This window comes from Undibacterium sp. Jales W-56 (assembly GCF_025548535.1).
Taxonomy (GTDB): Bacteria; Pseudomonadota; Gammaproteobacteria; order Burkholderiales; family Burkholderiaceae_D; genus Undibacterium.
Genome location: NZ_JAJLQW010000001.1, coordinates 288,698 through 312,321 on the forward strand (window position 1 = coordinate 288,698; position 23,624 = coordinate 312,321).

The following is a 23,624-nucleotide window of genomic DNA, read 5'->3' on the forward strand; positions in this document are numbered from 1 at the left end:
ACGCAGATTTCCCACCAGAATTAGTTTTTTTCCCCGACCAGCACCCTGATGACTTGGTGGTGCTGATCCATTTTTCATGAATAGGTTGAACGTGGAAAAACGCGCTCGATTTCGCTCCGCCTGGCTGCCTTACATGCTGGTCGCGCCGCAGATCATTATTACGATTTTGTTTTTTTTCTGGCCGGCAGTGCAGGCCTTGTACCAGTCTGTGTTGCTGCAAGACGCCTTCGGCATGTCCACGCAATTTGTCTGGTTCGATAATTTCAAGGTGTTGTTTGCCGACCCGAGTTATCTTGCGTCGTTTAAAACGACGGCCTTATTTTCGCTTCTGGTCGCGACTTTGGGCCTGGGTATTTCGCTGGTGCTTGCGGTATTTGCCGATAGGGTAGTGAAGGGCGCTGCGATCTATAAAACCTTCCTGATCTGGCCGTATGCGGTTTCTCCGGTCGTTGTTGGTGTGCTCTGGATGTTTTTGCTGAATCCGACTTTAGGGATACTCGCCCATGCCTTGCGCCGCTTCGGCATTGAGTGGGATAGTCTGCTCAATGGCCAGCACGCGATGATCCTGGTCGTGCTGGCCGCGGTATGGAAACAGATTAGCTATAACTTCCTGTTTTTTCTGGCGGGCTTGCAGTCGATTCCCAAATCCTTGATTGAAGCGGCGGCGATTGATGGTGCCGGGCCGGTCAAACGTTTCGCTACGATCGTATTTCCGTTGCTATCGCCGACCTCATTTTTTTTATTGGTCGTGAACATTGTGTATGCATTTTTTGATACTTTCGCGATTGTTGAAGCGACCACGCAGGGCGGACCGGGGAAGGATACCGAGATCCTGGTGTACCGGGTATTCAACGACGGCTTCAAAGGAGGCGATCTGGGTAGCGCTGCCGCGCAGTCAGTGATTTTGATGAGCATCGTGATCGTGTTAACCATTGTGCAGTTCAAGTATGTTGAAAAGAAAGTCCAGTACTCATGATAGAGCGCCGTCCCGTATTAGATTTCTTCAGCCATCTGGTATTGATACTCGGCGTGGCTTTCGTCGCTTTTCCTATCTATGTCGCGCTGGTCGCGAGCAGCCAGACTGCGGAACAGGCGGCGCTTGCGCCGATGTCGCTGATTCCGGGCGATCAGTTATTCCACAATTTATCGACGGTATTGAATTCGGGCGCGTCCGGAAATGTGGCGACCAGTCCGGTAGCCAGGATGATGTGGGTGAGCCTGGTGTCTGCGCTGATGATTGCATTCGGCAAGATCTCGATCTCGATGTTGTCGGCGTTTGCGTTGGTGTATTTTCGCTTTCCGGGACGTACATTATTCTTCTGGATGATCTTCGTGACCCTGATGCTGCCGGTCGAGGTGCGTATCTCGCCGACCTATAAAGTCGTGTCTGATTTGTCGATGCTGAATTCGTATGCGGGTTTGACGATTCCTTTAATCGCTTCGGCGACGGCGACTTTTTTATTCCGGCAATTTTTCTTGACGGTACCCGAGGAACTGGCCGAAGCCGCACGGATTGATGGTGCGGGGCCGCTGCGTTTTTTCAAAGATGTGTTGTGGCCTTTGTCGAGCACGAATCTGATTGCCTTGTTCGTCATCATGTTCATCTACGGCTGGAATCAGTATCTGTGGCCGCTGCTCGTTTCGACCGAACAGTCTATGTATCCGATCGGCATTGGTATCAAGCGCATGATCGCCGGCGGCGACTCGGCAGTGGAATGGAACCTGGTGATGGCGACCTTATTGCTGGCAATGTTGCCGCCTGGCCTGATCATAGTGATCATGCAAAAATGGTTTGTCAAAGGCTTGGTCGATTCCGAAAAATAAACAAGCGATTCGCATTCAAAAAATAAAGAGATATGGCACAAGTTCACTTAAAAAACGTTAAAAAAACCTATGGCAAAGGCGATAAGTCGGTGGCGGTCATTCACGGCATCTCGATAGATATCGCGCATGGTGAATTTATCGTCATGGTCGGCCCGTCGGGGTGCGGCAAATCGACTCTGCTGCGCATGGTGGCGGGGCTGGAAGAGATTTCAGAAGGCGATGTCATCATCGGTGACCGGGTCGTCAACGGGCTGGAGCCGAAAGACCGCGACATCGCGATGGTATTCCAGAACTATGCCTTATATCCGCATATGACGGTGTACCAGAATATGGCCTATGGCTTGAAGATACGGGGATTCTCTAAGGACGATATCGAGTTGCGGGTACAAAAAGCGGCAAAAATTCTTGAATTAGGCGAATTGTTGCAGAGGACGCCGCGTCAATTGTCCGGCGGTCAGCGCCAGCGAGTCGCGATGGGGCGCGCGATTGTGCGTGAGCCTGCGGTATTTTTGTTCGATGAACCCTTATCGAATCTGGATGCCAAGTTGCGGGTGCAAATGCGTTTGGAAATTCAAAAACTGCACAGGACTCTGGGCACGACCAGTTTATATGTGACGCATGACCAGGTGGAGGCCATGACCTTGGGGCAGCGCATGATCGTGATGAATGCGGGCGTGGCAGAGCAGATCGGTACGCCAGCGGAAGTGTATAGCCAGCCTGCAACGACCTTTGTCGCGAGTTTTATCGGCTCACCGCCGATGAATTTACTTAAAGGCAAAGTCAGTGAAGATGGACGTCAAATGCAATGGGGTTCGACGACATGTAATTTGCCGGTAGTGCAGGCTGAAGCCGGGCGTATTGCGGGCAGGGAATTGATCCTTGGCGTGCGGCCTGAACATCTGTTCATCGGTATGCCGGGATTGCCATTGGAGGTGGAGCTGGTAGAAAGTCTGGGTGCCGATTTGCTGGTACACGGGCAATGCGGCGGCCAGTCTGTGGTGATACGCACGCCGGCCGGTACGTCTGTGCAAACCGGCCAACGCACCAGTGCAGGGTTTGCGGCAGATACCATGCATTGGTTTGATGCGACTACCAATAAGCGCTTATTTTAGTCGGGCATGAATCAGGTTTACATCAGGGTTTAAGCGGATCTGATTCAAGTCAAAATCCGGTAGCGCCTGATCGCTTTGCTTTCGCCCGGTTTATCTTTAAGACTATCCGTGGCATCAAACGAGGCCTGGATTTTGCGTTTAACGGCTTGAGCATGATTGTCGAATTTTGCTGCGAATAAACCGGCAGCGAAAGCCAGGATCGCGACACTGGCAATCAGTGAATACAGCGAGAATTTTGTCATGGTCTGCATCAGACACCTCCATCAATCGCGGTCATTAGTGCAACGACATCAGTGCGCGCGATGACTGCAATAACTAAACTGAACCGGCATCCTCAATGGGAGTAAAGAAGATGCCGGCACAGTGTTCAAACATCAGCGGCGCGCTTAAAACTTGTAGCCGACGCCCAGTGACAGCATATTGATGACACCTTTATCGCTACCGAATTTGTTTGGCAGGCGATCGTAATCGGCGTTCAAGCTAATGTTTTTTGCGACGGCATAACGTATGCCTAAACCGAATACCGGGACGATAAACGCTTTGTCGGTTGTCGAGTTGCCAGCTAGCGAAGATGTCACCTTGTTGCGGGTATAGGCGATACCAGCGCGGCCGTTCAAGGAGAAGTCGTTGAAGTTAGCCTGCAAGACATACGATGCGGCTAAGCCATCGGTGCTGCGTAACAGCGTCTCAGAACTGGAGTTTGACAAGCTCGCCGGATAGGTCGCAACGGCACTGCCGACTTTGTAGTACATCAACTCAGCGCCTTGCGAGACATTGACGCCTTCAAATAAAGTCGGCGCCGCCAGGTAGCCGGCGTAAATTTTGCCGCTGGATTTTGCTTTGGTATCGCAACTGGTGGTGCCCAGGCAGCTCAGGTCATATTTGGCTTGTGCGGCAAAATTGATGCCGGCATACGTCTGGGCCTGGGTTGGCAGATTATCGGCGGCCATGGCGCTACCGGCTATCGCACCGGTGAATAAAGTAGCGATTGCCGCCATCAGGAATGATTTTGTTTTGAACATAAGAGCCTCAATAAAAGTGAATTGCGGAGCGCGATAGGGTTTGTCGCTCCTGAAAAATAAACCACGGTCGTCGCTGTATTGAGTAGTGCTCGACCTCGGGGCGCAGTGTTGCAAAGATTATGTTGACGTACCAGTAAATTGTTCGAAGACTTAGGATTCGGAGTTTTTGGTACTAATATGCGGTACTATTTATCAAATTTGAACTGAAATAGGTAAACCATGAGCTCACCTGAATTAGTCTTGCAAGTCCTGCGTATGGAGTTACGCGCTGCCGGGGTAACCTATAAAGTGCTGGCGGAACGCATAGGGATGAGCGAATCCAGCATGAAGCGCATGTTTGCGCAAAAGGATATGGCGCTGTCGCGCCTGGCCTTGATCTGCAAAGCTGCCGGTATTGCGATGGAAGATGTCTTGCGGCAGGCCGCCGATGTGACGCCGCATTCGGATAATCTGAGCCTGGCGCAAGAGCGTTCTTTGATGGCCGATCCCAAGTTGCTGCTGGTCGCGATTTGCTGCCTCGGACATTGGACGTTGGAGCAAATTGTCGAGACCTATCATTTGTCCGAAGCCGAATGCGTTTTGCAGTTGGTCGCCCTGGATCGCCTGGAGTTGATTGAATTACGTCCGCATAATCGCTATCGGCTGAATGTATCCAGCGCCTTTCACTGGCGTCCTGACGGGCCGGTGCAGGCGTATTTTCGCGAGCATGTCGTCAGTGATTTTTTCGATGGACGATTTGACGGTCACGGCGAAACCGTGCTGTGCGTACCGGCGCGCTTATCTTCCGGCAGCGCGCAGGAAGTCGTGCAAAAAATCCAGCAACTGGTCGCCGAGCTGGCGCGCCTGCATCAGGATGATCGCCGGCTGCAGGCAGAGGAACGCGATGGTTTTACGCTCCTGCTGGGATTCCGCTCTTGGGAGTTCTCGGCTTTTACGGCGCTGCGTCGTCAGGAGAGCAGTGCGGCAGGCCGTGTTCATGCCACCGCTTCATCAAAAAAATAAAATGCCAATAGACTTGAGGCAAAACGACAAGCTGCTCACCATAATTCAAATTGAAACCGCAATCTGGGTGCGGCTTGCAGAGGTATTTCGTGCCAACAGGCCCACCCAGCTTGCAGAGGCATTTTAATACTGAAACGCCATGAAGCCGGTTCCTCTCTTGCCTTTTCTTTGTGTCTCCGCGTCTCTGTGGTGAGAGGTTTTGGTTTTTGCGTAAGTCTTAATTAAAATAAGCGAGGGCAGGATTCCGGTTCCAATGGAAAAAGTCGCGCTACCAGACTGGCCCCAGGAAAAGATACGCAGTCGAATTGCCGCTGCGGGTCGCGCCGGCACCAAAGTACAAGGGACCAAAGCGCGTGTCCATCGAGATGAAGGCGCTACCTGCCTGTTTTAAATTGCCGAACCGTAACGCCTGATTTGTCCCGAAGGCGCCACCTAATTCCGCTGAAAATCCCAGGCGAATCGCACCGCCGACGGTGGTCGGCATATCGCCCACGCGACGTGCCACGACGACCCGTCCCAACAACACGGAATTGCCATCCAGCGAATCCGCCGTGGTGCCCGATAAACGTAAGAAACCGCCAAGGCTGCTCGGTGCCAGGCCGCGTTGCGAGCGCGACCATTCGCCGTAAATGTGACCGGCCCAATCGCCTGCTTGAAAAGCCGACAGTCCGGTAAGCGAGGAGCGTGCCAATGAAGGTTCGCCCACGCCTTTGCTGGGCGAGCGTTCCCACAACGCGGTCACCAGATTGCCGCGTACCGGGAAAGCCAGCGAATCCAGGGTGTCCAGGCGGAATTGTACGAACTGCGTGGTATCGTAATAGCGGACGCCCGGCGCTGCCGCGTCTTCCGGCAGGATCACGCTGTATTTGCCGAAACGGCGGCTGACGCCGAATTGCAGATCGCCCCAGTTATCGAATTGACGTCCCAGCACGACCGTGCCGCTGCTGTTATGCGCACTGACGCGGAACACTTTTTTACCTTGCTGGAACAGATCGACGGCAGTTCCGCCGAATTCGGCTGAAGGGGCCAGATACCACGGCGAACTGGTGCCCAGCGGCTGCCATAATTGCGTGCCGATTTGCCGCTGACTGCCAAGTTTCGCCATGCTACGCAACTCGGCGCCATAGCTATTCAGCGACGAGGCCACATGCATCATGCTCAGCGCAAAGTGATTGTCATCCGAAAAATCGCTGGCTAACTCCAGGCCAAAACGCAGGCGGTTACGACTCGATTTGGATTCGCTCGGCTTGATCACGACATTTCTCTGGCCGTCGCTATCCGTGATTTCGGTTTCTATATTATCGATATCGCCGCGCCCGTATAAACGCGTCGTTGCCTGACGAATCTGATCGGATGTCAGAGCCTGGCCGGTCTGCAATCCTGATTGGGCAATCAAAGCCTTGGGGTTGATGTATTGATTGCCCTGGACTTCGATTTTCGCGATTGGCAATGCTTTGTTCGTGCCGCGTTCATCGTTGCTGGCTTCCAGTCTATGCTGGTCGAGCGCCGCATATTGTTCGGCGCTGACACTGAGATTTTTCAGTTGGTCCGTCATTTTGAGGGCGGCAATTTCTCCCGCATTAATCGCCCGTTCATGCAAGCCGAAATCCAGGAAGCTGATGCCCGATAAGTCAGGTGCGATCAAAATATCTTTGCCGGATAACTCCTTAATCGAGCGTTGCACATTTTGCTCAGTCAGGATCTGCAGCATTTGCTGCGCAACGCCGAAGGCACTGCTGATTTCGTTTTCTTTCGCCAAAGGCGTTCCGACATTCACCGCGATCACCACATCGGCCCCCATCGCGCGCGCCAGTTCTACCGGCAAATTGCTTACCAGGCCGCCATCCACGACCAGGCGCTGATTCAAACGCACCGGAGCAAACACCCCAGGCACTGCCAGCGAGGCGCGCATACTCAGGAACAAGGGCGTGTCGCGCATTTCTACCAATTCACCTGTCAGCAGATCGGAAGCGACCGAGCGAAAAGGCAGACCGAGCTGATTGATAGGTCGATCGCGCATCCCTTGCGGCAGCAGGCGGGTCAGCGCATGTTCCAATGCCGCATTACCGGCCGCGGCAGGCGGCAAGGACAAGCCGTTTTTGGTGACCGCGAGTTCAATCCGCGAGGGCAGCAGCAGATCTTCTTCCTTGCGGCGGAAATCCAGATCGTAGCGTGCAGGGCGATCGGCTAATACGCGGTCCCATGCGGTATTGCGGACGATTTGTTCCAACTCGCTGACCGAGCGCCCGGCGGCATACGCGCCTCCCACCACGGCCCCCATGCTGGTGCCAACCACGATATCCACCGGCACTCTTTGTGCACGCAAGGCGCGCAGCACACCGATATGCGCAAAGCCACGCGCACCGCCACCGGACAGCACCAGCGCAATCTTTGGCCGGGGTGGCAAGGTGCTGACCTCCGCAGTTAAGGGGAGGGATTTCGGCTCGCTTTGCGCAAGCGAACAATTCGCAGAGACAATTAGAAACAGCGCATAACAAAGCGCTAAACCGCGACGGAGTGACATGATGGACGGTACTTTCAATAGACGCTTAGCAAGGTATTCAGTGCTTAAGCATGTAAGGATTTGACATCAGTAAAAATAGTCAGAAGCGCCAGAGTATAGCGTTGTGATAACGGTAAAGTGCAATGCATTTGAAATAGATTCTGCTTTCTCGTAAAAAAATACCGGGAGCATCAGCTCCCGGTATGGTGTTACTTTGATCGCTAATCCTGCTCTATTCAGGCTTGCATGCTGCCAGACTTAATCGACTTTCTTTGGCAGGATGCTGTGAAGTAGCTTTATACAGCAGCCAGCAATCTTTGCCCCTGATAACCAGTTTGAACAGATGGGCTGGCGGCTCTATCACCCGGCCTTGCAATAACTGGCCTGATTCGTCATATCTCGGTGTTCTCACAAAGGCAAACTGACTGCTGTCAAGCAGCGTATTATCTGCCAGCGAGACCGATGGCAGACCTAGCATGCCTGCAACTTCCTTTTGCAATTCCTGCTTGACCCCGGTATTCATTGCCAGCAAACGTGCAGGCACGTCAGGCTGAGGGGTGAAAGCCTGACATGCACTGATGCTTGCCACCGAAAATAATAGGCAGATACGCAAATTTTTCATCGTGGTTTGCTGTAGATAGCGATTTCTTTCACCATTGGGCGAACCAATTGCATGGCGCTGGACATCGCTTCGGATCTCAATTGCAAACCGGTGCTGGATGCCGGGCAGGTTTTGGTATTCCGGTAGCTCAGTGCCGCCGCCAGTTGAGCTTCTGCGGGATCACCTAACGCATGGGAAAAATCATCCGCCACCTTGCACGTTGCCGGGATACCGTCTGCATAATCGCCATACCCCTTATTATTGATGCCTTTAAATTGAATCGCAAAGTAGGTCGTGCCACAATTGGGCGTCGGGTTGTAACCGTAAGGTTTGCCGCAGGTTTGAGCACCGATCAGGTTGACTTCTAAATCAATCCCTTGCAGACCATTGATAATAGCCTCACTCGCGGAGCAAGTATTCGCACTCGTCAGTATAGTGACGCGTTTTAAACCGAGGTAAGGCAAGGCTTTACCACCGATACCGGCCTTAGAGTCGTAACCCACTGCGGTCGAGTAAAACGGTGTTGCCGGTTCTGGTGGAGTCTTGTCGTTGCGTATCAGTTGATCAAAAGTTTTTCCACTGGTTGCCGCCGGACCTGCAATCATGTAGGACAGTTCGCTGGCAATCGCCAGCAGCCCGCCGCCGTTATAACGCAGATCCAGGACCAGATCGCTGATATTCGCTGCTTTCAATTGGGTAATCGCATTCACTAATTGCAATTCCGAGACCACATTATGGTCGTTAAAAGTCAGATAACCGACTTTGCCGGTGGGCGTGTCGATGGTCTTCACATTTTGCACCGGAGTCGTGAAGACATTCCCTGCCGCGATAGTGAAAGTCAGATTGCTGCCATTGCGGCTGATGACGAATTTGTGTATTTCGCCATCCTTGGATGGGAATAATCCCCCATTGAGGATGGCAATCGTAGTGCTGTCCGTGCCATTGAGGAAGTCAGCATCATCAACGCTAATCAATTTATCGCCACGCATCAAGCCCGCCTTGGCGGCAGCAGAATCCGGCTCCAGCGTTGTCACGATCCAGTTGCGTGGCGTGACATTACGAGTGCTGCGCGACCAATGGATACCGTAACCGAATTCAACGCCTGCCTGCAATATGGCATTCCAGTCAGCGGTTGGATAAGTAAAATGGAATTGATCCTTGGGCGTGCCGGACGGGGTAATCGCAGTGGTTTTCAAGACGTTGAAATAATCAATCGCGGTGTTGTAACTTGCAGGATTCAGTGTTGTCGGGACTTCTGCATACCATAGATAGGTTTCATCTATCCATGAGCGTAACCAGGTCTTTTCGTTGCTTAAGCTTCCCTGCCTGTCTGGATAGGGCAGATTATTGTTATAAGGATCGGTTCCTGTACGTGGTGATTGGCAAAAATTCGCTACCGAGCTGGATGGCGGTAAAACCGCTGATCCCGATGTATCGGGAATAGCGGATGAACCTCCGCCGCCGCATGCGGCAAGGACGGATGAGGCGGCGATCGTTAAAGCGATTAATTTAAAAGATTTCATCTAGGTTGGATGTCAAATTAGTGAGTGTTACACAATGATCTGTTCGCTCAAAATCCAGCAGGCCGATTTTGGCAAAGCAGTATGATGCACTATAGAGTTGTAAAAATATATAAGGTAATTAACTATTTTTTACATTTCTCTGGAGTCGGCTCTCTAAAAATTCTAACGCGAATCCAGAAAAAATCCATTACGGCAGGGTGTACTTGTATCGTGTTTGACGGGTAATGTGCGGGCATTCTTAAAGCATGGTGCGCAATCGATCGCTACGCAAGGCTGGCTAATTCCTTGGATTTACCAGGGAATTCAATACATGGTCACGCCACACGCCGTTGATCTTCAGGTACGATTTCGCCAGGCCTTCGCGCTCAAATCCCAGCCGCTGCAAGACTGCGGCGCTGCGGGTATTTTCAGGCAGATGATTCGCCATGATGCGGTGCAGCCCTTGTTGCTCGAACATATGCCGGATCGCTGCTTGCAAGGCTTCCTGCATATAACCCTGACCTTCGTGTTCTGCTGCGATTGCGTAGCCGAGATGGCCGGCCTGGAAGATGCCGCGCACGATGTTGTTGAAGTTGCAGGCGCCGATCATCCTGGCTTCATTCTGTTTGAAAATCGCGAGGTAGAGCGCTTGCCCCGATTCCATGCTGAGCCAGTTACCGGTCAGTCTTTGCTGGCATTGTTCTATGCTGAAAAAGCTTTCTTCCCTGGCGGGTTCCCAAGGTGCAAGGTGAGTACGATTGGCCAGCAGAAAGTCTTGCAGGATAGCGGCATCCTGGGGCGCCAGCGTGTGCAAATCCAGGCGCGCCGTTGTCAATGCCGTTATCAATACAGTGGATGACATCGCAGCCCCGCTTACTACAAGAATTTCAATCCGGCGATGCCCGCGATGATCAGGCCCATGCACAGCAAGCGGGTCGCAGTAGCCGGATCGCCGAACAAGATGATGCCAAGGACCACGGTGCCCACCGCGCCGATGCCAGTCCAGACCGCGTAGGCAGTGCCGACCGGCAGGGTTTTCATGGCGATAGACAGTAACCAGACGCTGGCTGCCATCGCTGCAATCGTGCCCAGCGATGGCCACAGGCGAGAAAAATTATCGGTGTATTTAAGTCCGATTGCCCAGACGACTTCGAGCAAGCCAGCGATGAATAAAATTAACCAGGCCATCGATATTTGAGGGTTGAGAGTAAAGGTTAAAAGGCGGATCTGCATTAATTCGACACAAGGATTCAGCGCTTGAAGAAGCCAGTTGATCCGGGTCTAAAAGGCTGTAATGCTGGGCTTATTGCGCGCTGGCGGCTTCGTCCAGCATCGATACGCCGGGCAAATCGCAAGCGAGTACTGCCTGGCGGATCGCTTCAATCGCGGCCTGGCGGGTAAAGCTCTTGCGCCAGGCGATGACTACCCGACGGTTCGGTGCGGGTGCGCTGAACGGCAGGTAACGCAACATGCCATCCTTGGTATCCAGATCGGGCACCGATGCCATCGGCAACACGGTGATGCCGATGCCGGAGGCCACCATGTGACGGATGGTCTCTAATGACGAGCCTTCGAAGCTGCGGGCGATGCCGTCGCCTGCGGTGGAGAAGCGCGCCATTTCTGGACAGACTTCCAGAACCTGGTCGCGGAAGCAATGACCATTGCCAAGCAGGAGCATGGTTTCGGACTTCAGTTCTTCGGTCGAGATTTCGGTGCGGTCGGCCCAGACGTGATCGCGCGGGGTGGCAACCACAAAAGGTTCGTCATACAAGGCTTGCACCATCATGCCCTGATCGGGTAAAGGCAAGGCCATGATCGCCGCATCGAGTTCGCCCTGGCGCAACAGTTCCATCAATTTGACGGTGAAATTTTCTTGCAAGACCAGCGGCATTTGCGGTACTTGCCTGATCATGGTCTTGACCAGGGTCGGCAGCAAATACGGACCTATCGTATAAATCACGCCGAGGCGGAAGGGGCCTGCCAGAGGGTCTTTATTCTGTTTGGCGATTTCTTTGATGGCGGCTGTTTGTTCGAGTACACGCTCGGCCTGCGCGACAATCTGGGCACCCAAAGGCGTGGTCGAGACCTCGGTGCCGCCGCGTTCAAAAATCGTGACGCCCAATTCTTCTTCGAGTTTTTTGATGGCGACAGACAAGGTCGGCTGCGCGACAAAACAGGCTTCGGCGGCGTGACCAAAGTGCTTTTGGCGAGCGACTGCGACGATGTATTTTAATTCTGTGAGTGTCATGTTGCTAGTGTGGCACAGACTTTTACCAACGTCAGCAAGTGCGTGACCAGGTTTCGTCTAAAATGGCAGAAATAGGGGGAGTATTTTTAAATCACGCGATATTATATGCGGGATAAGGCATGAATATAGCAATACTGCATAGGAGTATTAATTTCGTTGACTTGTCTGAAAAGCAAAATATAGTGCAATTTTGTAGACGAATTCTGATATCTGTTCTTACCGCAATGATGGTAGTCAGTACCCATGAGCTTGCATGGGCACTGACATGCATAAGAGATCGCGCTCCCGTTCAGTCTGACATCTGACTCATCGCGCGCGTCAATTCGGCATGACCCTGGGCCATGCCGCTTTCCGGTACGATTTCGCCGTCGCGCTTTTTGATGTCGGCCAGTTGTGCCGCCAGGCGCTCTGGCGCATCGTCGCCGCGACCTATCCATGCACCCTGGGTCAGCGTGATATGCGCAGCCTCAAAGCTGCCGGCACCGGCGCATAAAATGGTGCGGGTCGGTGCGTTTTCAGCCGCCAGCACCAGCATGGCCGGCACGACATCGGATGCTTGCAGAGCTTGCAGCATCGCTTCCGGGAACAGGCTTTCTGTCATGCGGGTCGCTGCGGTGGGAGCCAGGCTGTTGACGCGGATATCGTACTTCGCGCCTTCCAATGCCAGGGTTTGCATCAAGCCGACCAGTGCCAGCTTGGCTGCGCCGTAATTGGATTGACCGAAATTACCGTACAAACCGGAGGACGAAGTCGTCATCACGATACGACCGTATTTTTGCTCAATCATGAATGGCCAGACCGCTTTACAGCAATGGACGGCACCCATCAGGTGCACATCGAGCACGAGTTTAAAATCGTCGAGTTCCATCTTGGCAAAGCTCTTGTCGCGCAAAATGCCGGCATTGTTGACCAGTATATCGATCCGGCCCCAGGTATCGACGGCTTGCTTGACCATCGCCTGCACCGCGACGAAATCCGTGACCGAGGCGCCATTGGCAATCGCTTCGCCACCGGCTTGCCGGATTTCTTCGACCACCGCCAGGGCCGCGGCAGATGAACCGCCGGAACCGTCACGCGCACCGCCGAGATCATTGACCACCACTTTGGCGCCGCGTTTGGCTAATGCCAATGCGTGTTCACGACCCAAACCGCCACCCGCACCCGTCACGATGGCCACCCGGCCTTTGAAATCGATCGTCATGTTTTACCCTTTAGAAGTGAAGTCGAAATAAAAAAGTACGACTATTCTATTTTAGTTTGTCGTCTGAATTGGCTGACGCCGCTAATTTTTTTTGCATCATGATCGCGCCGCCCATTGCCGGGTCTAATTCGTAACCCGCAAAGCCCAGGCTCTGATAGATTCCCTTGGCCAGATGATTGCCTTCGAGGACTTCGAGGGTCATTTTGCAACACCCATGTTCACGGGCCAGCTGTTCGATGTGGTTCAGGATCAGTTTGGACAATCCCAGACCGCGAAACTCATCGAGTACGCCGAGATCATGGATGTTCAATAAAGGCTGGCATGCAAAAGTCGAAAAGCCTTCAAAGCAAATACTGAAACCCGCCGCCTGCCCATCGACATAGGCGAGCACCGCATGCACGTTGCTGCGTTTTTGTAATTCCGGAATCAGGTTGGCGCGGGCAAATGCCGACAGCGGATCGCTGCCGCCCATGCGGTCGGATGCATAAGCGTTAAGCAGCATGAGCAGATCCTGTGCATGCTGGGGATGGTGCAGGTCGGCGTTGATGATGGTGTTCATGGGCAGATTTTTGTGTGTTTGTGTTTATAAGATATTTGTTGTTGAGTACTTGCTTTTCACCCCTCTCCCGCGCGCGGGAGAGGGGTGTGATGTGTTGGGTTTGAATAAGCAAATCAAACCCGTAAAAATTCTTCCTTATTTCCCATCCAGCGCTGCAGATGCGCATCGACCGTCGCTACGTCATGTTTCAGTAAATCGACCGCCAGATTCCGTGCTTTTTCGACCAGCCACTGATCGGTTTCCAGGTTCGCAAAACGCAGCAGCGCTTCGCCTGATTGTCGTGCGCCTAAAAACTCGCCGGGGCCGCGCAGCTCCAGGTCTTTGCGGGCGATTTCAAAGCCATCGGTGCTTTCGCGCATGGTCATCAGGCGCTGTTTTGCGGTGCCGCCCAATGGTCCCTGATACAGCAGCAAGCACACGCTGGCGGCCGCACCGCGACCGACCCGGCCACGCAACTGATGAAGCTGCGACAGCCCGAAACGTTCGGCATGTTCAATCACCATCAGGCTGGCATTCGGTACGTCGACGCCGACTTCGATCACGGTGGTGGCGACCAATACCTGGATCTCGTTTTTAGTAAACGCGTCCATTACCGCCTGCTTTTCTGCCTGCTTCAAGCGACCGTGCACCAAGCCTACCCGCAGATCGGGCAAGGCTGCACTCAGCATTGCATGAGTCTCGGTCGCGGTCTGCAATTGCAGGGTTTCCGATTCCTCGATCAGCGGGCATACCCAATATACTTGCTTGCCATCTTGCGCTGCTGCGTGGACCCGCTCTATGACTTGGTCGCGCCGGTTCTGGTCGACTACGCGCGTCACAATTGGCGTGCGTCCCGGCGGCAATTCGTCAATTATCGAGACTTCCAGGTCGGCGTAATAAGTCATCGCCAGGGTGCGCGGGATCGGTGTGGCGGACATCATCAATTGATGCGGGATTTTCCCGGCTTGCGCCTTGTTCCGCAAAGTCAGGCGCTGCGCGACGCCGAAGCGATGCTGCTCATCGACGATCACCAGTCCCAGATTGAAAAACTGCACCGCGTCCTGTATCAAGGCATGGGTGCCGATCACCAGTTGCGCTTCGCCGGAGGCGATCAGGGCCTGCGCTTGCGCTTTGTCTTTTTTCTTCAGGCTGCCGGTCAGCCATGCTGTTTTAACGCCTAGCGGTTCCAGCCAGGCAGCGATCTTACGAAAATGCTGGTCCGCCAGAATCTCGGTCGGCGCCATCAAGGCCGCCTGGTAACCGCTATCGATCGCCTGTGCCGCCGCCAGCGCCGCAACGATGGTTTTGCCGCTGCCGACATCGCCTTGCAACAGTCGTTGCATAGGGAAACTCTGCTTCAGATCGCTGCGAATTTCTGCCAGCACGCGCTCTTGTGCGCCGGTCAGGGTGAACGGCAGTGTCATTAAAAACGCATTGCAGAGTTCGCCGACCACCGGCAAGGCAGTCGCGCCTTTGGCACGGCGGGTCGCCTGCGCCCGCTTCAGTGAGAGTTGCTGTGCCAGCAGTTCGTCAAACTTCATGCGCTGCCAGGCCGGGTGTTCATGCTCAATCAAACTATGCTGATCGGCATCGGGCGGAGGATTATGCAGCAGCCGTACCGAGGCCTCGAAGCCAGCCAGCTGCAATTCTGCCAGCAGCGCGGGGGACAGCGTATCTTGCCAATCGACTTTGGTTAGCGCGGTCGCGATCGCTTTGCGCAGCATGGTTTGCGAGATGCCTTCACCGGCAGGATAGACCGGCGTCAAAGCGGTTGGCAGCGGTGCGCCTGCGTTGACCATTTTGTACGAAGGATGCACCATCTCGGCGCCGAAGAAGCCGTGACGCAATTCGCCGCGCGCCCGCACCCGCATGCCGACCGCCATCTGCTTGGTCTGACTGCCGTAAAAATTCAGGAAGCGCAACACCACTTGCGCCGTCTCATCGGCAATCGTCACGACCAGCTGACGCCGTGGCCGGTACTGGATATCGCATTCGGTTACCACGCCTTCGATTTGCACCATGCTGCCGCCGCGAAAGCTCGCATCGTGCATGCTGGTGATCTCGGTCTCGTCCTCGTAGCGCATCGGCAGATGCAGCACAAAATCCATATCAGACCGTAAGCCGAGTCTGGCAAACTTGTCGGCCAGCTTATGCGCCGGCGCTTTGGGTACGGCGGCTGATTGCCCGCGCGTCTTGCTTGCCTTAGCTGGTGTGCGTGGACTGGATGGAGAGGGAGCAGGCATAAGGTAGAATGCTGGGTTTTCTATTCGTCTGACCGGTTTACCATTGGCGCAGGGAGTTACGCATTGCTGCTAGCGGCTGCTACAGATTGCATCATGCAATGGAATGACGTCATTCTACTGTTTTTTTATACAGTGTCTAGCGCGAAGTTTCATCGATGCGTCAGATTGTTGTCGCTTTTAGTAATTTTTTTAAATGGAACCCACACTATTCATGCGGGTTCCAAGCCAAAAAGCCTTGTTAGACCTCATAAATACTGCGCAGACGTTTTAGGTAACTTCTAAAAACCCCATACTCGAGCGCATCGCGTCGTTACAAAGCCTCGCAATACCGACGTATTGCTGCGTTTTGTGCCTAGCGTTGCATCTCGATTAAAGGTTTTTTAGAGGTTCTCTTTACCATATTGTTTTTACTTATTGCATCGCATGCCTACCCTGACCCTGAGTGATTTTGATTTTGACTTGCCCGAAGAACTGATCGCGCAAACCGCCTTGCCTGATCGTTCGGCATCGCGTTTATTGCATGTCGATGGCGACCGGCTAGCGGACCGGCATTTTGCCGACATCGTCGAGCAATTGTCGGCCGGCGACTTGCTGGTGTTTAACGACACCCGGGTACTTAAGGCGCGTTTTCACGGCGTCAAAGAAACCGGCGGCAAGGTCGAAATGCTGGTTGAACGCGTGATCAGCAATACGGCCGGTGCGCATATCGTGCATGTGCAATTGCGCGCTTCCAAGTCGCCGCAGGCCGGCGCAAAAATCCGGCTGGCGGATGCCTTCGATGTGGTGGTCGGCGAGCGTGCCGGTGAATTTTTTACCCTGCATTTTCCCGGCGATGTGTTTGAACTGATTGAACAATACGGTCGCCTGCCGCTGCCGCCGTATATCAATCATGAAGCCGACGACTTCGATGAGCAGCGCTATCAAACCGTGTATTCGCGGGTGCCGGGCGCGGTTGCTGCGCCGACTGCGGGTCTGCATTTTGATCAGGCCTTGCTCGATCGCTGTCAGGAAAAAGGCATACAGTTCGCGTATGTGACCTTGCATGTCGGCGCCGGGACTTTTCAGCCGGTGCGTACCGAGAACCTGGCCGATCACGCCATGCACAGCGAGTGGTACACCATCCCGCAAGCCACCGTGGATGCAGTGCGCGCCACCAAGGCGGCAGGCAAATCGGTAGTCGCCGTCGGCACCACCAGCATGCGTGCGCTGGAATCCGGTTCGCAATCAGGCAGCCTGCAAGCCGGCAGCGACGACACCCGCTTGTTTATCACGCCGGGCTATGTGTTCAAGACCGTGGACAGGCTGATCACCAATTTCCACTTGCCAAAATCCACCCTGCTGATGCTGGTATCCGCATTTGCAGGCTATGATCGCATCCGCGCTGCCTATGCGCATGCCATCGCTCATCGCTACCGGTTTTTCAGTTATGGCGATGCGATGTTGCTGACCAATACCTCTGACCAGAAAGAGTAAATGAAACTCCCTCTGGGATCGATAATCAGCAGGGTGCGCCATGTGCACCAATGGTCCACCCAAGCTTCCGGTGCGCACGGCGCACCCTACAATGCATTTTTCTTTTTAGGCCGGTAAATCCTATGCTTGAATTTCAATTAATTAAAAAAGACAAAACCACCGCAGCCCGTCGCGGTCGCGTCACCGTCAATCACGGCGTGATTGAGACGCCGATCTTCATGCCGGTCGGCACCTACGGTTCGGTCAAGGCGATGTCGCCGCTGGAACTCAAAGAAATCGATGCCCACATCATCCTCGGCAATACGTTCCATCTGTGGTTGCGTCCCGGTCTGGATGTGGTTAACAAATTTGGCGGCCTGCATGATTTCATGGGCTGGAACAAGCCGATCTTGACGGACTCCGGCGGCTTCCAGGTGTTTTCGCTCGGCGCGATGCGCAAGATCACCGAAGAGGGCGTCAAGTTTGCATCGCCGATCAGCGGCGAGCGTCTGTTCCTGTCACCGGAAATCTCCATGCAAATCCAGCGCGCGCTGAATTCCGACATCGTCATGCAATTCGATGAATGCACGCCGTATGAAATCGACGGACGTCCGGCGACGATAGAAGAAGCTGCCAAATCCATGCGCATGTCGCTGCGCTGGGCGCAACGTTCCAAGAACGAATTTGATCAGGGCGGCAATCCGAATGCCTTATTCGGCATCGTGCAGGGCGGCATGTTCGAGCATCTGCGCGATGAATCGCTGGCCGGTTTGAACGAATTGAATTTCCACGGAATCGCGATCGGCGGCCTGTCGGTCGGTGAGCCGAAAGAAGATATGCTGCGCGTGCTGGCGCACGTCGGTCCTCGTTTGCCGGAGAACAAACCGCATTACCTGATGGGCGTCGGTACGCCGGAAGATCTGGTGGCCGGCGTGGCGAATGGCATCGACATGTTCGACTGCGTGATGCCGACCCGTAATGCGCGCAATGGCTGGATTTTCACCCGCTACGGCGACATCAAGATCAAGAATGCGCGCTACAAGGAAGACAAGGCACCGCTGGATGAAACCTGCGCCTGCTATGCCTGCAAAAACTTCTCCCGCGCTTACCTGCATCATCTGCACCGCACCGGCGAAATCCTCGGCGCACGCCTGAATACCATCCACAATCTGCATTACTACCTTGAGTTGATGAAAGGTATTCGCCAGTCGCTGGATGATGAGCGTTTCCCGGAGTTTGTCGCGCAATTCCATGCTGACCGTGCAAGAGGAGTGTAATCATGTTCTGCAATCAAACCAATAAATTACGTCGGACCCTGGCCGGACTGGTCAGTGCGTTTCTGCTGCTGGCCTTGAATCAGGCCGCGTTTGCGGACGCCGAGCTCAAGCCTGCAAAAGGCCTGATGTGGGAAATCAAGGCCGGTCAAAAAACCGCATATTTGCTGGGCTCGATCCATCTCGCCAAGCCGGACTTTTACCCGCTGACACCGGCGGTAGAGGATGCATATGCCAAATCCAGAGTGCTGGCAGTCGAGGTCGATGCCACAGACCAGAAAGCGATTGCCAAGCTGATGCCGCTGGTGATTTATAAAGCACCGGATCAATTGGACAAGCACATTTCCGCCGAGACCTGGTCCGAGCTGAATAAAGTCGCAGGCCCTGCGATCAAGCAATTGCAAATGCTGAAACCGGCACTGGTCAGCACCGGCCTGGTGGTCGGCGCCATGATGAGCCAGGGCTATCAGCCGCAAGCCGGTATTGATGTGTATTTTCTGAACCGCGCCAAAGCCGAGAATAAAAAAATCAAGGAACTGGAAACCCTGGCATTCCAGTTGAAGGTCTTGACGGACTTCAGCGACAAGGAAGGCGATGAAATGCTGGCCTCCACCCTGACAAGTATTCAGAACGGCGATGCCGTCAAAGAATCCGACAACCTGGTCGCCGCCTGGAAATCCGGCGATGCCCCGGCATTGGAAAAAATCCTGGCCGACTTGAACAACAAAGACGCCGCCACCGCCAAATTGATGAAACGCTTACTCGACGACCGCAACGCAGGTATGAGTGAAAAAATCATCAAGCTGATGAATGGCGGCCAGCCGGTCTTCGTGGTGGTCGGTGCCGGGCACATGATAGGTAAAAACAGTATTCTCGATCTCTTGAAGAAAAAAGGTTTTCAGATAAACCGTGTTGAGTAAGTTGCGCTTGGTCAGATTTCATCAGCATGGTGTGTCGTTCAGTTGAATCCGAAAGCGCACGCTCGTAAGTTATTTCAATCTTGTAAATTTCATTGATAGAATTCAAGTTAATCCCTACGTCCTTTTTGTTAATTCGCTTACATCTTTTGTTTCTAGGTATAAGCGATTTGGGCTATGCTTCATATGGATTTCCGGAGAAAAGAAACCGACGACCTACTTTTTTTGTTTTGGTAAATTTTGCAAAATGAAAATTAAAACACTTTTAGCATCTCTCTAACTCAGCCCTAATCATGTTTAAGAAAATCGATACTAACCCGAAAGCCTTTACAATATTCTACGGTGCCATAGGGTCTGTCCTTGCGTCCGTTATTTGGGCATTTGCTCCAGCGTTCGGAGATTGGCTGGCGACCTCAACGTTCAGTGTACTTATTGATTTTGTAAACGCTCGTTATATTCGAGCAGCAACATTGGAGCCAGTTAACTACTCTTTCTTCGTTCTCACGGCGATTCTTGTTGTCTTTGCTGTGCTTTGGTTCGAGATAGCAGGAAGAATAAAGAAGAGTCTTCTTGGAGTGCCAGACGAAGAAACGGAAAAGAAGAAACCGGTGACTTTGATGAAGAAGGTTGCTTACTTCTTTATTCAATTCATTATTCCTCTGTACATCTTTTACGGCCTAGTCCAAATATCTGGCGAGGTAATCGTCCTAAACGCTATCACTGACTTCAAACAACATTTGCTCATCGTTACCCCTTATATCGAAAAGGAGGAGAAGGAGAAACTTCTTTCTCAGTGGTCACAAATGAGGTCTCTCGACGACTACAACAAGGTGTACGAGCGATTTGTTGCGGTGGCAAAGGAGCACAATCTCAAGCTATACAAGAACCGCATGTATTAGTCTGTCTAACCAACTATTCAACCGAGCCTAAGCGAAAAGTCGCGCGGGCCGTGGCGATTCAAATGTTCCAACCGTGACTGATTGCTGTCAATCTTAAATTCGCAGCCAATTTCAAGCGAATACAAATATGTAATGCAAAAAATAAATAATCATTTTGATTTCTGAAGTAAAAAAGCTGACAATTTTTTGCGAGCCATATTAATGAGTTATGAGTAATCAGAATGACGTTCTTTAGATTCAATCATCCTCAGAATCACTACCATCATCCTTGACTTTTTTAGTGCGCTCAATATCCAGCCTGGCTTTCATGGCGCTGACGTTTTGCATGAATTCGTCGGTGCTGTGATCGGGGCTGATGCGTATTGCCGGCGGCAATAGTACGCTCATAAACGCTTCGCTGGTAAGTCTGCCCAGCTTTTGTTCATTGCTCATCAAGATGAGGCTGGAACTCAGCAGCATCAGAAATACCGACACGCCTGCGAAGCGTTTCGGGTGATGCGGTTTGATGGTGAGTAAATGAAAAAACAGCATGGTGCAAGACGCGATCACATATAGATGGACAATGTAGCGACTCAGCCAGTCGAGTGAAAATGCATAGGCGATCACGCCGGAGCCCAATTCGAGCAGTGTCAACGTCGCTATCCCTGCGCCGAAAATAAACAGGTGACGGCCAAAGCGCGGATGCTGCGCGAACAGACGGTTGGCGATTGCCCAGAGACCGCTCCATATCAGGCCGCCGCCCAGCGTGTAGGCGATCGCCTGAACATAGCTAACCGCTTGCAGCGGTTTGGTATCAGTTTGCCAGGTGGAATAAATCGCGAACAAGGCGATCAGGAACGCGCCTATCATGCCCGGGATAAAACCTTCCCAGGTGTGGCTGGTGCGGTCAGGCACTTCCGCCGCGACCGCGAAACCGGCATCGCGCAGCCGCATGCTGGTATGCCCGATGCGGATCACGGTGTTGCCATGCAATGCCAGCGTCGATTGTCTTTTGCCTGCGTAAATAATGCCATTCAGGCTGCCGGTGTCGCGTGCGATCAAGTGGCCGTCGCTATCGAGTTCGATGATGAGATGGTGTGCGGCGATATGCGCATCGTCAAGGATTACCTCATTATCGTAAGCGCGTCCGATGCGGATGGGCAGTGCCGTAACCTGGTGGCGCTGGATCACGTCGCCATTGCGCGCCAGCACTTCGATGAAATAGGGCGCGCTCATTTTTTGCTCCCGCGCGACATCGCATCGAGGAAGCTGCGGCTGGTCTTCATCCCGTTTTCATAAGAGACGCCGGTCACATCCAGCCGGCTCTGTAAACTGGCTTTGGCTTCATCGGTGCTGGCAGTGAATAAGCTGAAGCTATATAAGCCGACAAACTTGCGATAGGCGCGAATGCAGAGCACCGCGCGCAATGGCAGGGTTTTGGTCGTCACAAACTGTTCGGTACAGGAGGCGCCGGTCTGCTGGCTGTCTTTGCGATAGCCCATATTGTTGGCTTTGAACATACGGCTCGCCAGCACTGAAAAACGCAAGGTATCCAGCGTCTTGGTGGTCAGGTACTGGTGTCCCATGGAGACATGCCCGGTCTGTTGCGAGTCGGAGATAAAGATCGCCGATTCCATTTTGCAATTGATGCTGTCAACCGTAAAACCGACTTCGTCTTTGACATTCGAATGTCCCCAGCAGCGCACCTGATCTGATTCGCGCACCGGGACCTGATACGGCCCCAGGTTCTTTTGTGTGAACGGCGCATCGAGCAGGCGCTCTATCATGCCGCGCTGATGTTCCAGCAATTGCTCGCCGATCAATGGATTAAAATCCTTGGGCGGCTTGCTTTGCTGCGCGACTTTTTTCAATAACTCTTGCCCGTATTTAATCGGCACCAAAAAACTGACTAGCTCGCCGTCCAGCCGCTTAGAGACATTCACGCCGGCGACCGCACCGTCGACATTGACGCTGGGACCGCCGCTCATGCCGGAATTGATCGGGCCGGTAAACATCAGCTGATCATAAAAACTGCGGGTAATGACGCCGTTGTACGAACCTTCAGAGATCGCAAAGCCCAGGTCCAGGGGATTGCCCAGGGAGTACAGGTACTGCCCTTGAGTCAGCGGCGCCAGCGTGTCGGGAATCGTGAAAAAACCGCTGCCGTTGCGATTGATCCTGACCACCGCCAGATCATGCAGCACATCGACCGCCAATAATTCGACCGGGCCGCGTTTGCCTTCGGTGTCGATATATTCACCGGCATAGACATCGGGGTCGAGCGCCATTTGCGACACGACATGGTAATTGGTGAGGACCAGATTGCTGGTGCCGATCAGAAAGCCGGAGCCGACGGACGACTGGCTGCGCGCATTTTTCAGCAACATGCGGATTTGCAATAAATCGGCCTTGGCTGAAGAGTACAGTTTCTGGGCGGCGGACGAGGGCGGCTGACGCACCGGACTGGCGTCGCCCTCGCTGGCAGCCGAGGCGGGCGGCGTGGTTTGAGCCGCCGCCAATGCATTCGTCAAGATAAGCAAACTGCTTAAACTCATTAAGCAACAATTTATTAAGTAATTTAAATGACAACGCAAAATTGCCGGTTTTAAAAATCGCATGCGGTCTTTCATTCATATTTTTTCGTTAACATTGCCGCTAGCATAACTTAATTGTTCGCCCGTACCCCGCCAGCATTAGCATTCCCGGATGATGCTGCCATAGAAATAGTTGCCGACCGTTGGATTTGTGCAGGATTTCCACAAAAAATGCCGGTACACCGCGCAAAACTGGATTGACGGAATAGTATCGCCATACTAAAACGCAGCAATCGCGCACTCCAATGCTAGAATGTGGCGCTTTGCGACCATCGGCAGACCCTTTTAATTGGTGTTTTTGTCACCATCTGGTGACCTGATGTCGATTTGTTCTTGCCCTGCAGATAATTATTAAAATTTAAGGAATTCAACGTGTTTATTTCCAATGCTTATGCGCAATCAGGCCCTTTCGGTGGCGGTAGTGATCTGATGAGTTTTTTACCCATCATTTTGATGTTCGTCGTATTGTATTTTCTGATGATACGGCCTCAGATGAAGCGTCAAAAAGAACAAAAATCCATGATGGAAGCCCTGGCGAAAAACGATGAAGTCGTTACCGCCGGCGGCGTCCTGGGCAAGGTCACCAAGGTGACCGATGCCTACGTCACGCTCGAAGTCGCGAATGGCACTGAAATCGTGGTGCAAAAAGTGGCCGTTACCATGTTGCTGCCTAAGGGCACCATCAAAGCGATCTGATCCTCTGATCCGGCGCA

At 53.1% G+C, this 23,624-nt stretch carries 22 protein-coding genes; 9 read left to right on the forward strand and 13 right to left on the reverse strand.

All coding sequences use genetic code 11. From position 1 onward, the window contains the following. Positions 1-91 precede the first annotated feature (91 nt). Genes ugpA through LPB67_RS01335 form a run of 3 tightly spaced genes read left to right on the forward strand, consistent with a single transcriptional unit; the run spans position 92 to position 2,936 of the window. Complete coding sequence (gene ugpA / locus LPB67_RS01325; protein WP_262836134.1) at positions 92-976, forward strand: sn-glycerol-3-phosphate ABC transporter permease UgpA; 885 nt, start codon at positions 92-94, stop codon at positions 974-976. Further along, on the forward strand, positions 973-1,824 hold the full coding sequence (gene ugpE / locus LPB67_RS01330; protein ID WP_262835262.1) for a sn-glycerol-3-phosphate ABC transporter permease UgpE: 852 nt from the start codon (positions 973-975) through the stop codon (positions 1,822-1,824). Before ugpA ends, ugpE begins: the two co-directional genes overlap by 4 nt. A gap of 32 nt (positions 1,825-1,856) precedes the next feature. Then, positions 1,857-2,936, forward strand: coding sequence for a sn-glycerol-3-phosphate import ATP-binding protein UgpC (locus tag LPB67_RS01335; protein WP_262835263.1), 1,080 nt, complete (start codon positions 1,857-1,859; stop codon positions 2,934-2,936). A 44-nt stretch (positions 2,937-2,980) separates the two neighbouring features. On the opposite strand, the gene LPB67_RS01340 is transcribed toward LPB67_RS01335, so the two are convergent. Both LPB67_RS01340 and LPB67_RS01345 read right to left on the reverse strand, forming a co-directional pair. After that, positions 2,981-3,187, reverse strand: coding sequence for a hypothetical protein (locus LPB67_RS01340; RefSeq protein WP_262835264.1), 207 nt, complete (start codon positions 3,185-3,187; stop codon positions 2,981-2,983). A gap of 135 nt (positions 3,188-3,322) precedes the next feature. Next, entirely contained in the window at positions 3,323-3,958 is a 636-nt protein-coding gene (locus LPB67_RS01345; protein WP_262835265.1) for an outer membrane protein, read from the reverse strand. Between the two features lie 219 nt (positions 3,959-4,177). Here LPB67_RS01345 and LPB67_RS01350 point away from each other — a divergent pair, with 219 nt between their 5' ends. Beyond that, entirely contained in the window at positions 4,178-4,960 is a 783-nt protein-coding gene (locus LPB67_RS01350) for a helix-turn-helix domain-containing protein (protein WP_262835266.1), read from the forward strand. 268 nt (positions 4,961-5,228) lie between these two features. Here the strand turns inward: LPB67_RS01350 and LPB67_RS01355 are convergent, their stop codons facing one another. The 9 genes from LPB67_RS01355 to recG form a co-directional block, all read right to left on the reverse strand. Next, positions 5,229-7,484, reverse strand: a complete 2,256-nt coding sequence (locus tag LPB67_RS01355; RefSeq protein ID WP_262835267.1) for a patatin-like phospholipase family protein — start codon at positions 7,482-7,484, stop codon at positions 5,229-5,231. Positions 7,485-7,695: 211 nt separating this feature from the next. Next, on the reverse strand, positions 7,696-8,085 hold the full coding sequence (locus LPB67_RS01360) for a hypothetical protein (protein ID WP_262835268.1): 390 nt from the start codon (positions 8,083-8,085) through the stop codon (positions 7,696-7,698). After that, positions 8,082-9,587 carry a S41 family peptidase gene (locus LPB67_RS01365; protein WP_262835269.1) on the reverse strand — a complete coding sequence of 502 codons (1,506 nt, stop codon included), beginning with the start codon at positions 9,585-9,587 and terminating at the stop codon, positions 8,082-8,084. The genes LPB67_RS01360 and LPB67_RS01365 overlap by 4 nt, the downstream gene beginning before the upstream one ends. 277 nt (positions 9,588-9,864) lie before the next feature. Beyond that, positions 9,865-10,428 (reverse strand): GNAT family N-acetyltransferase, encoded by a 564-nt coding sequence (locus LPB67_RS01370; protein ID WP_262835270.1) that lies wholly within the window; start codon positions 10,426-10,428, stop codon positions 9,865-9,867. Between the two features lie 14 nt (positions 10,429-10,442). Then, the gene (sugE, locus tag LPB67_RS01375; protein WP_262835271.1) at positions 10,443-10,754 is read right to left on the reverse strand and encodes a quaternary ammonium compound efflux SMR transporter SugE; all 312 of its coding nucleotides are present in this window, start codon (positions 10,752-10,754) and stop codon (positions 10,443-10,445) included. Between the two features lie 115 nt (positions 10,755-10,869). Further along, positions 10,870-11,814, reverse strand: coding sequence for a hydrogen peroxide-inducible genes activator (locus LPB67_RS01380; RefSeq protein WP_262835272.1), 945 nt, complete (start codon positions 11,812-11,814; stop codon positions 10,870-10,872). Positions 11,815-12,103: 289 nt separating this feature from the next. Further along, positions 12,104-13,015, reverse strand: coding sequence for an SDR family NAD(P)-dependent oxidoreductase (locus tag LPB67_RS01385; RefSeq protein ID WP_262835273.1), 912 nt, complete (start codon positions 13,013-13,015; stop codon positions 12,104-12,106). A gap of 46 nt (positions 13,016-13,061) precedes the next feature. After that, the gene (locus LPB67_RS01390) at positions 13,062-13,574 is read right to left on the reverse strand and encodes a GNAT family N-acetyltransferase (RefSeq protein ID WP_262835274.1); all 513 of its coding nucleotides are present in this window, start codon (positions 13,572-13,574) and stop codon (positions 13,062-13,064) included. 113 nt (positions 13,575-13,687) lie between these two features. Then, the gene (recG, locus tag LPB67_RS01395; RefSeq protein WP_262835275.1) at positions 13,688-15,796 is read right to left on the reverse strand and encodes an ATP-dependent DNA helicase RecG; all 2,109 of its coding nucleotides are present in this window, start codon (positions 15,794-15,796) and stop codon (positions 13,688-13,690) included. A 423-nt stretch (positions 15,797-16,219) separates the two neighbouring features. Here recG and queA point away from each other — a divergent pair, with 423 nt between their 5' ends. The 4 genes from queA (at position 16,220) to LPB67_RS01415 (ending at position 20,338) form a co-directional block, all read left to right on the forward strand. Next, positions 16,220-17,269 carry a tRNA preQ1(34) S-adenosylmethionine ribosyltransferase-isomerase QueA gene (queA, locus tag LPB67_RS01400; RefSeq protein ID WP_262835276.1) on the forward strand — a complete coding sequence of 350 codons (1,050 nt, stop codon included), beginning with the start codon at positions 16,220-16,222 and terminating at the stop codon, positions 17,267-17,269. A 122-nt stretch (positions 17,270-17,391) separates the two neighbouring features. After that, on the forward strand, positions 17,392-18,525 hold the full coding sequence (gene tgt / locus LPB67_RS01405) for a tRNA guanosine(34) transglycosylase Tgt (protein WP_262835277.1): 1,134 nt from the start codon (positions 17,392-17,394) through the stop codon (positions 18,523-18,525). Between the two features lie 2 nt (positions 18,526-18,527). Then, positions 18,528-19,442 carry a TraB/GumN family protein gene (locus LPB67_RS01410; protein WP_262835278.1) on the forward strand — a complete coding sequence of 305 codons (915 nt, stop codon included), beginning with the start codon at positions 18,528-18,530 and terminating at the stop codon, positions 19,440-19,442. A 290-nt stretch (positions 19,443-19,732) separates the two neighbouring features. Then, complete coding sequence (locus LPB67_RS01415) at positions 19,733-20,338, forward strand: hypothetical protein (RefSeq protein WP_262835279.1); 606 nt, start codon at positions 19,733-19,735, stop codon at positions 20,336-20,338. 237 nt (positions 20,339-20,575) lie between these two features. On the opposite strand, the gene LPB67_RS01420 is transcribed toward LPB67_RS01415, so the two are convergent. Continuing rightward, entirely contained in the window at positions 20,576-21,553 is a 978-nt protein-coding gene (locus LPB67_RS01420; protein WP_262835280.1) for an FHA domain-containing protein, read from the reverse strand. Continuing rightward, positions 21,550-22,848, reverse strand: coding sequence for a serine protease (locus tag LPB67_RS01425; protein ID WP_262835281.1), 1,299 nt, complete (start codon positions 22,846-22,848; stop codon positions 21,550-21,552). The genes LPB67_RS01420 and LPB67_RS01425 overlap by 4 nt, the downstream gene beginning before the upstream one ends. 435 nt (positions 22,849-23,283) lie before the next feature. Between LPB67_RS01425 and yajC the strand changes: the two genes are divergently transcribed. Then, on the forward strand, positions 23,284-23,607 hold the full coding sequence (gene yajC, locus LPB67_RS01430) for a preprotein translocase subunit YajC (protein WP_262835282.1): 324 nt from the start codon (positions 23,284-23,286) through the stop codon (positions 23,605-23,607). Positions 23,608-23,624 lie beyond the last annotated feature (17 nt).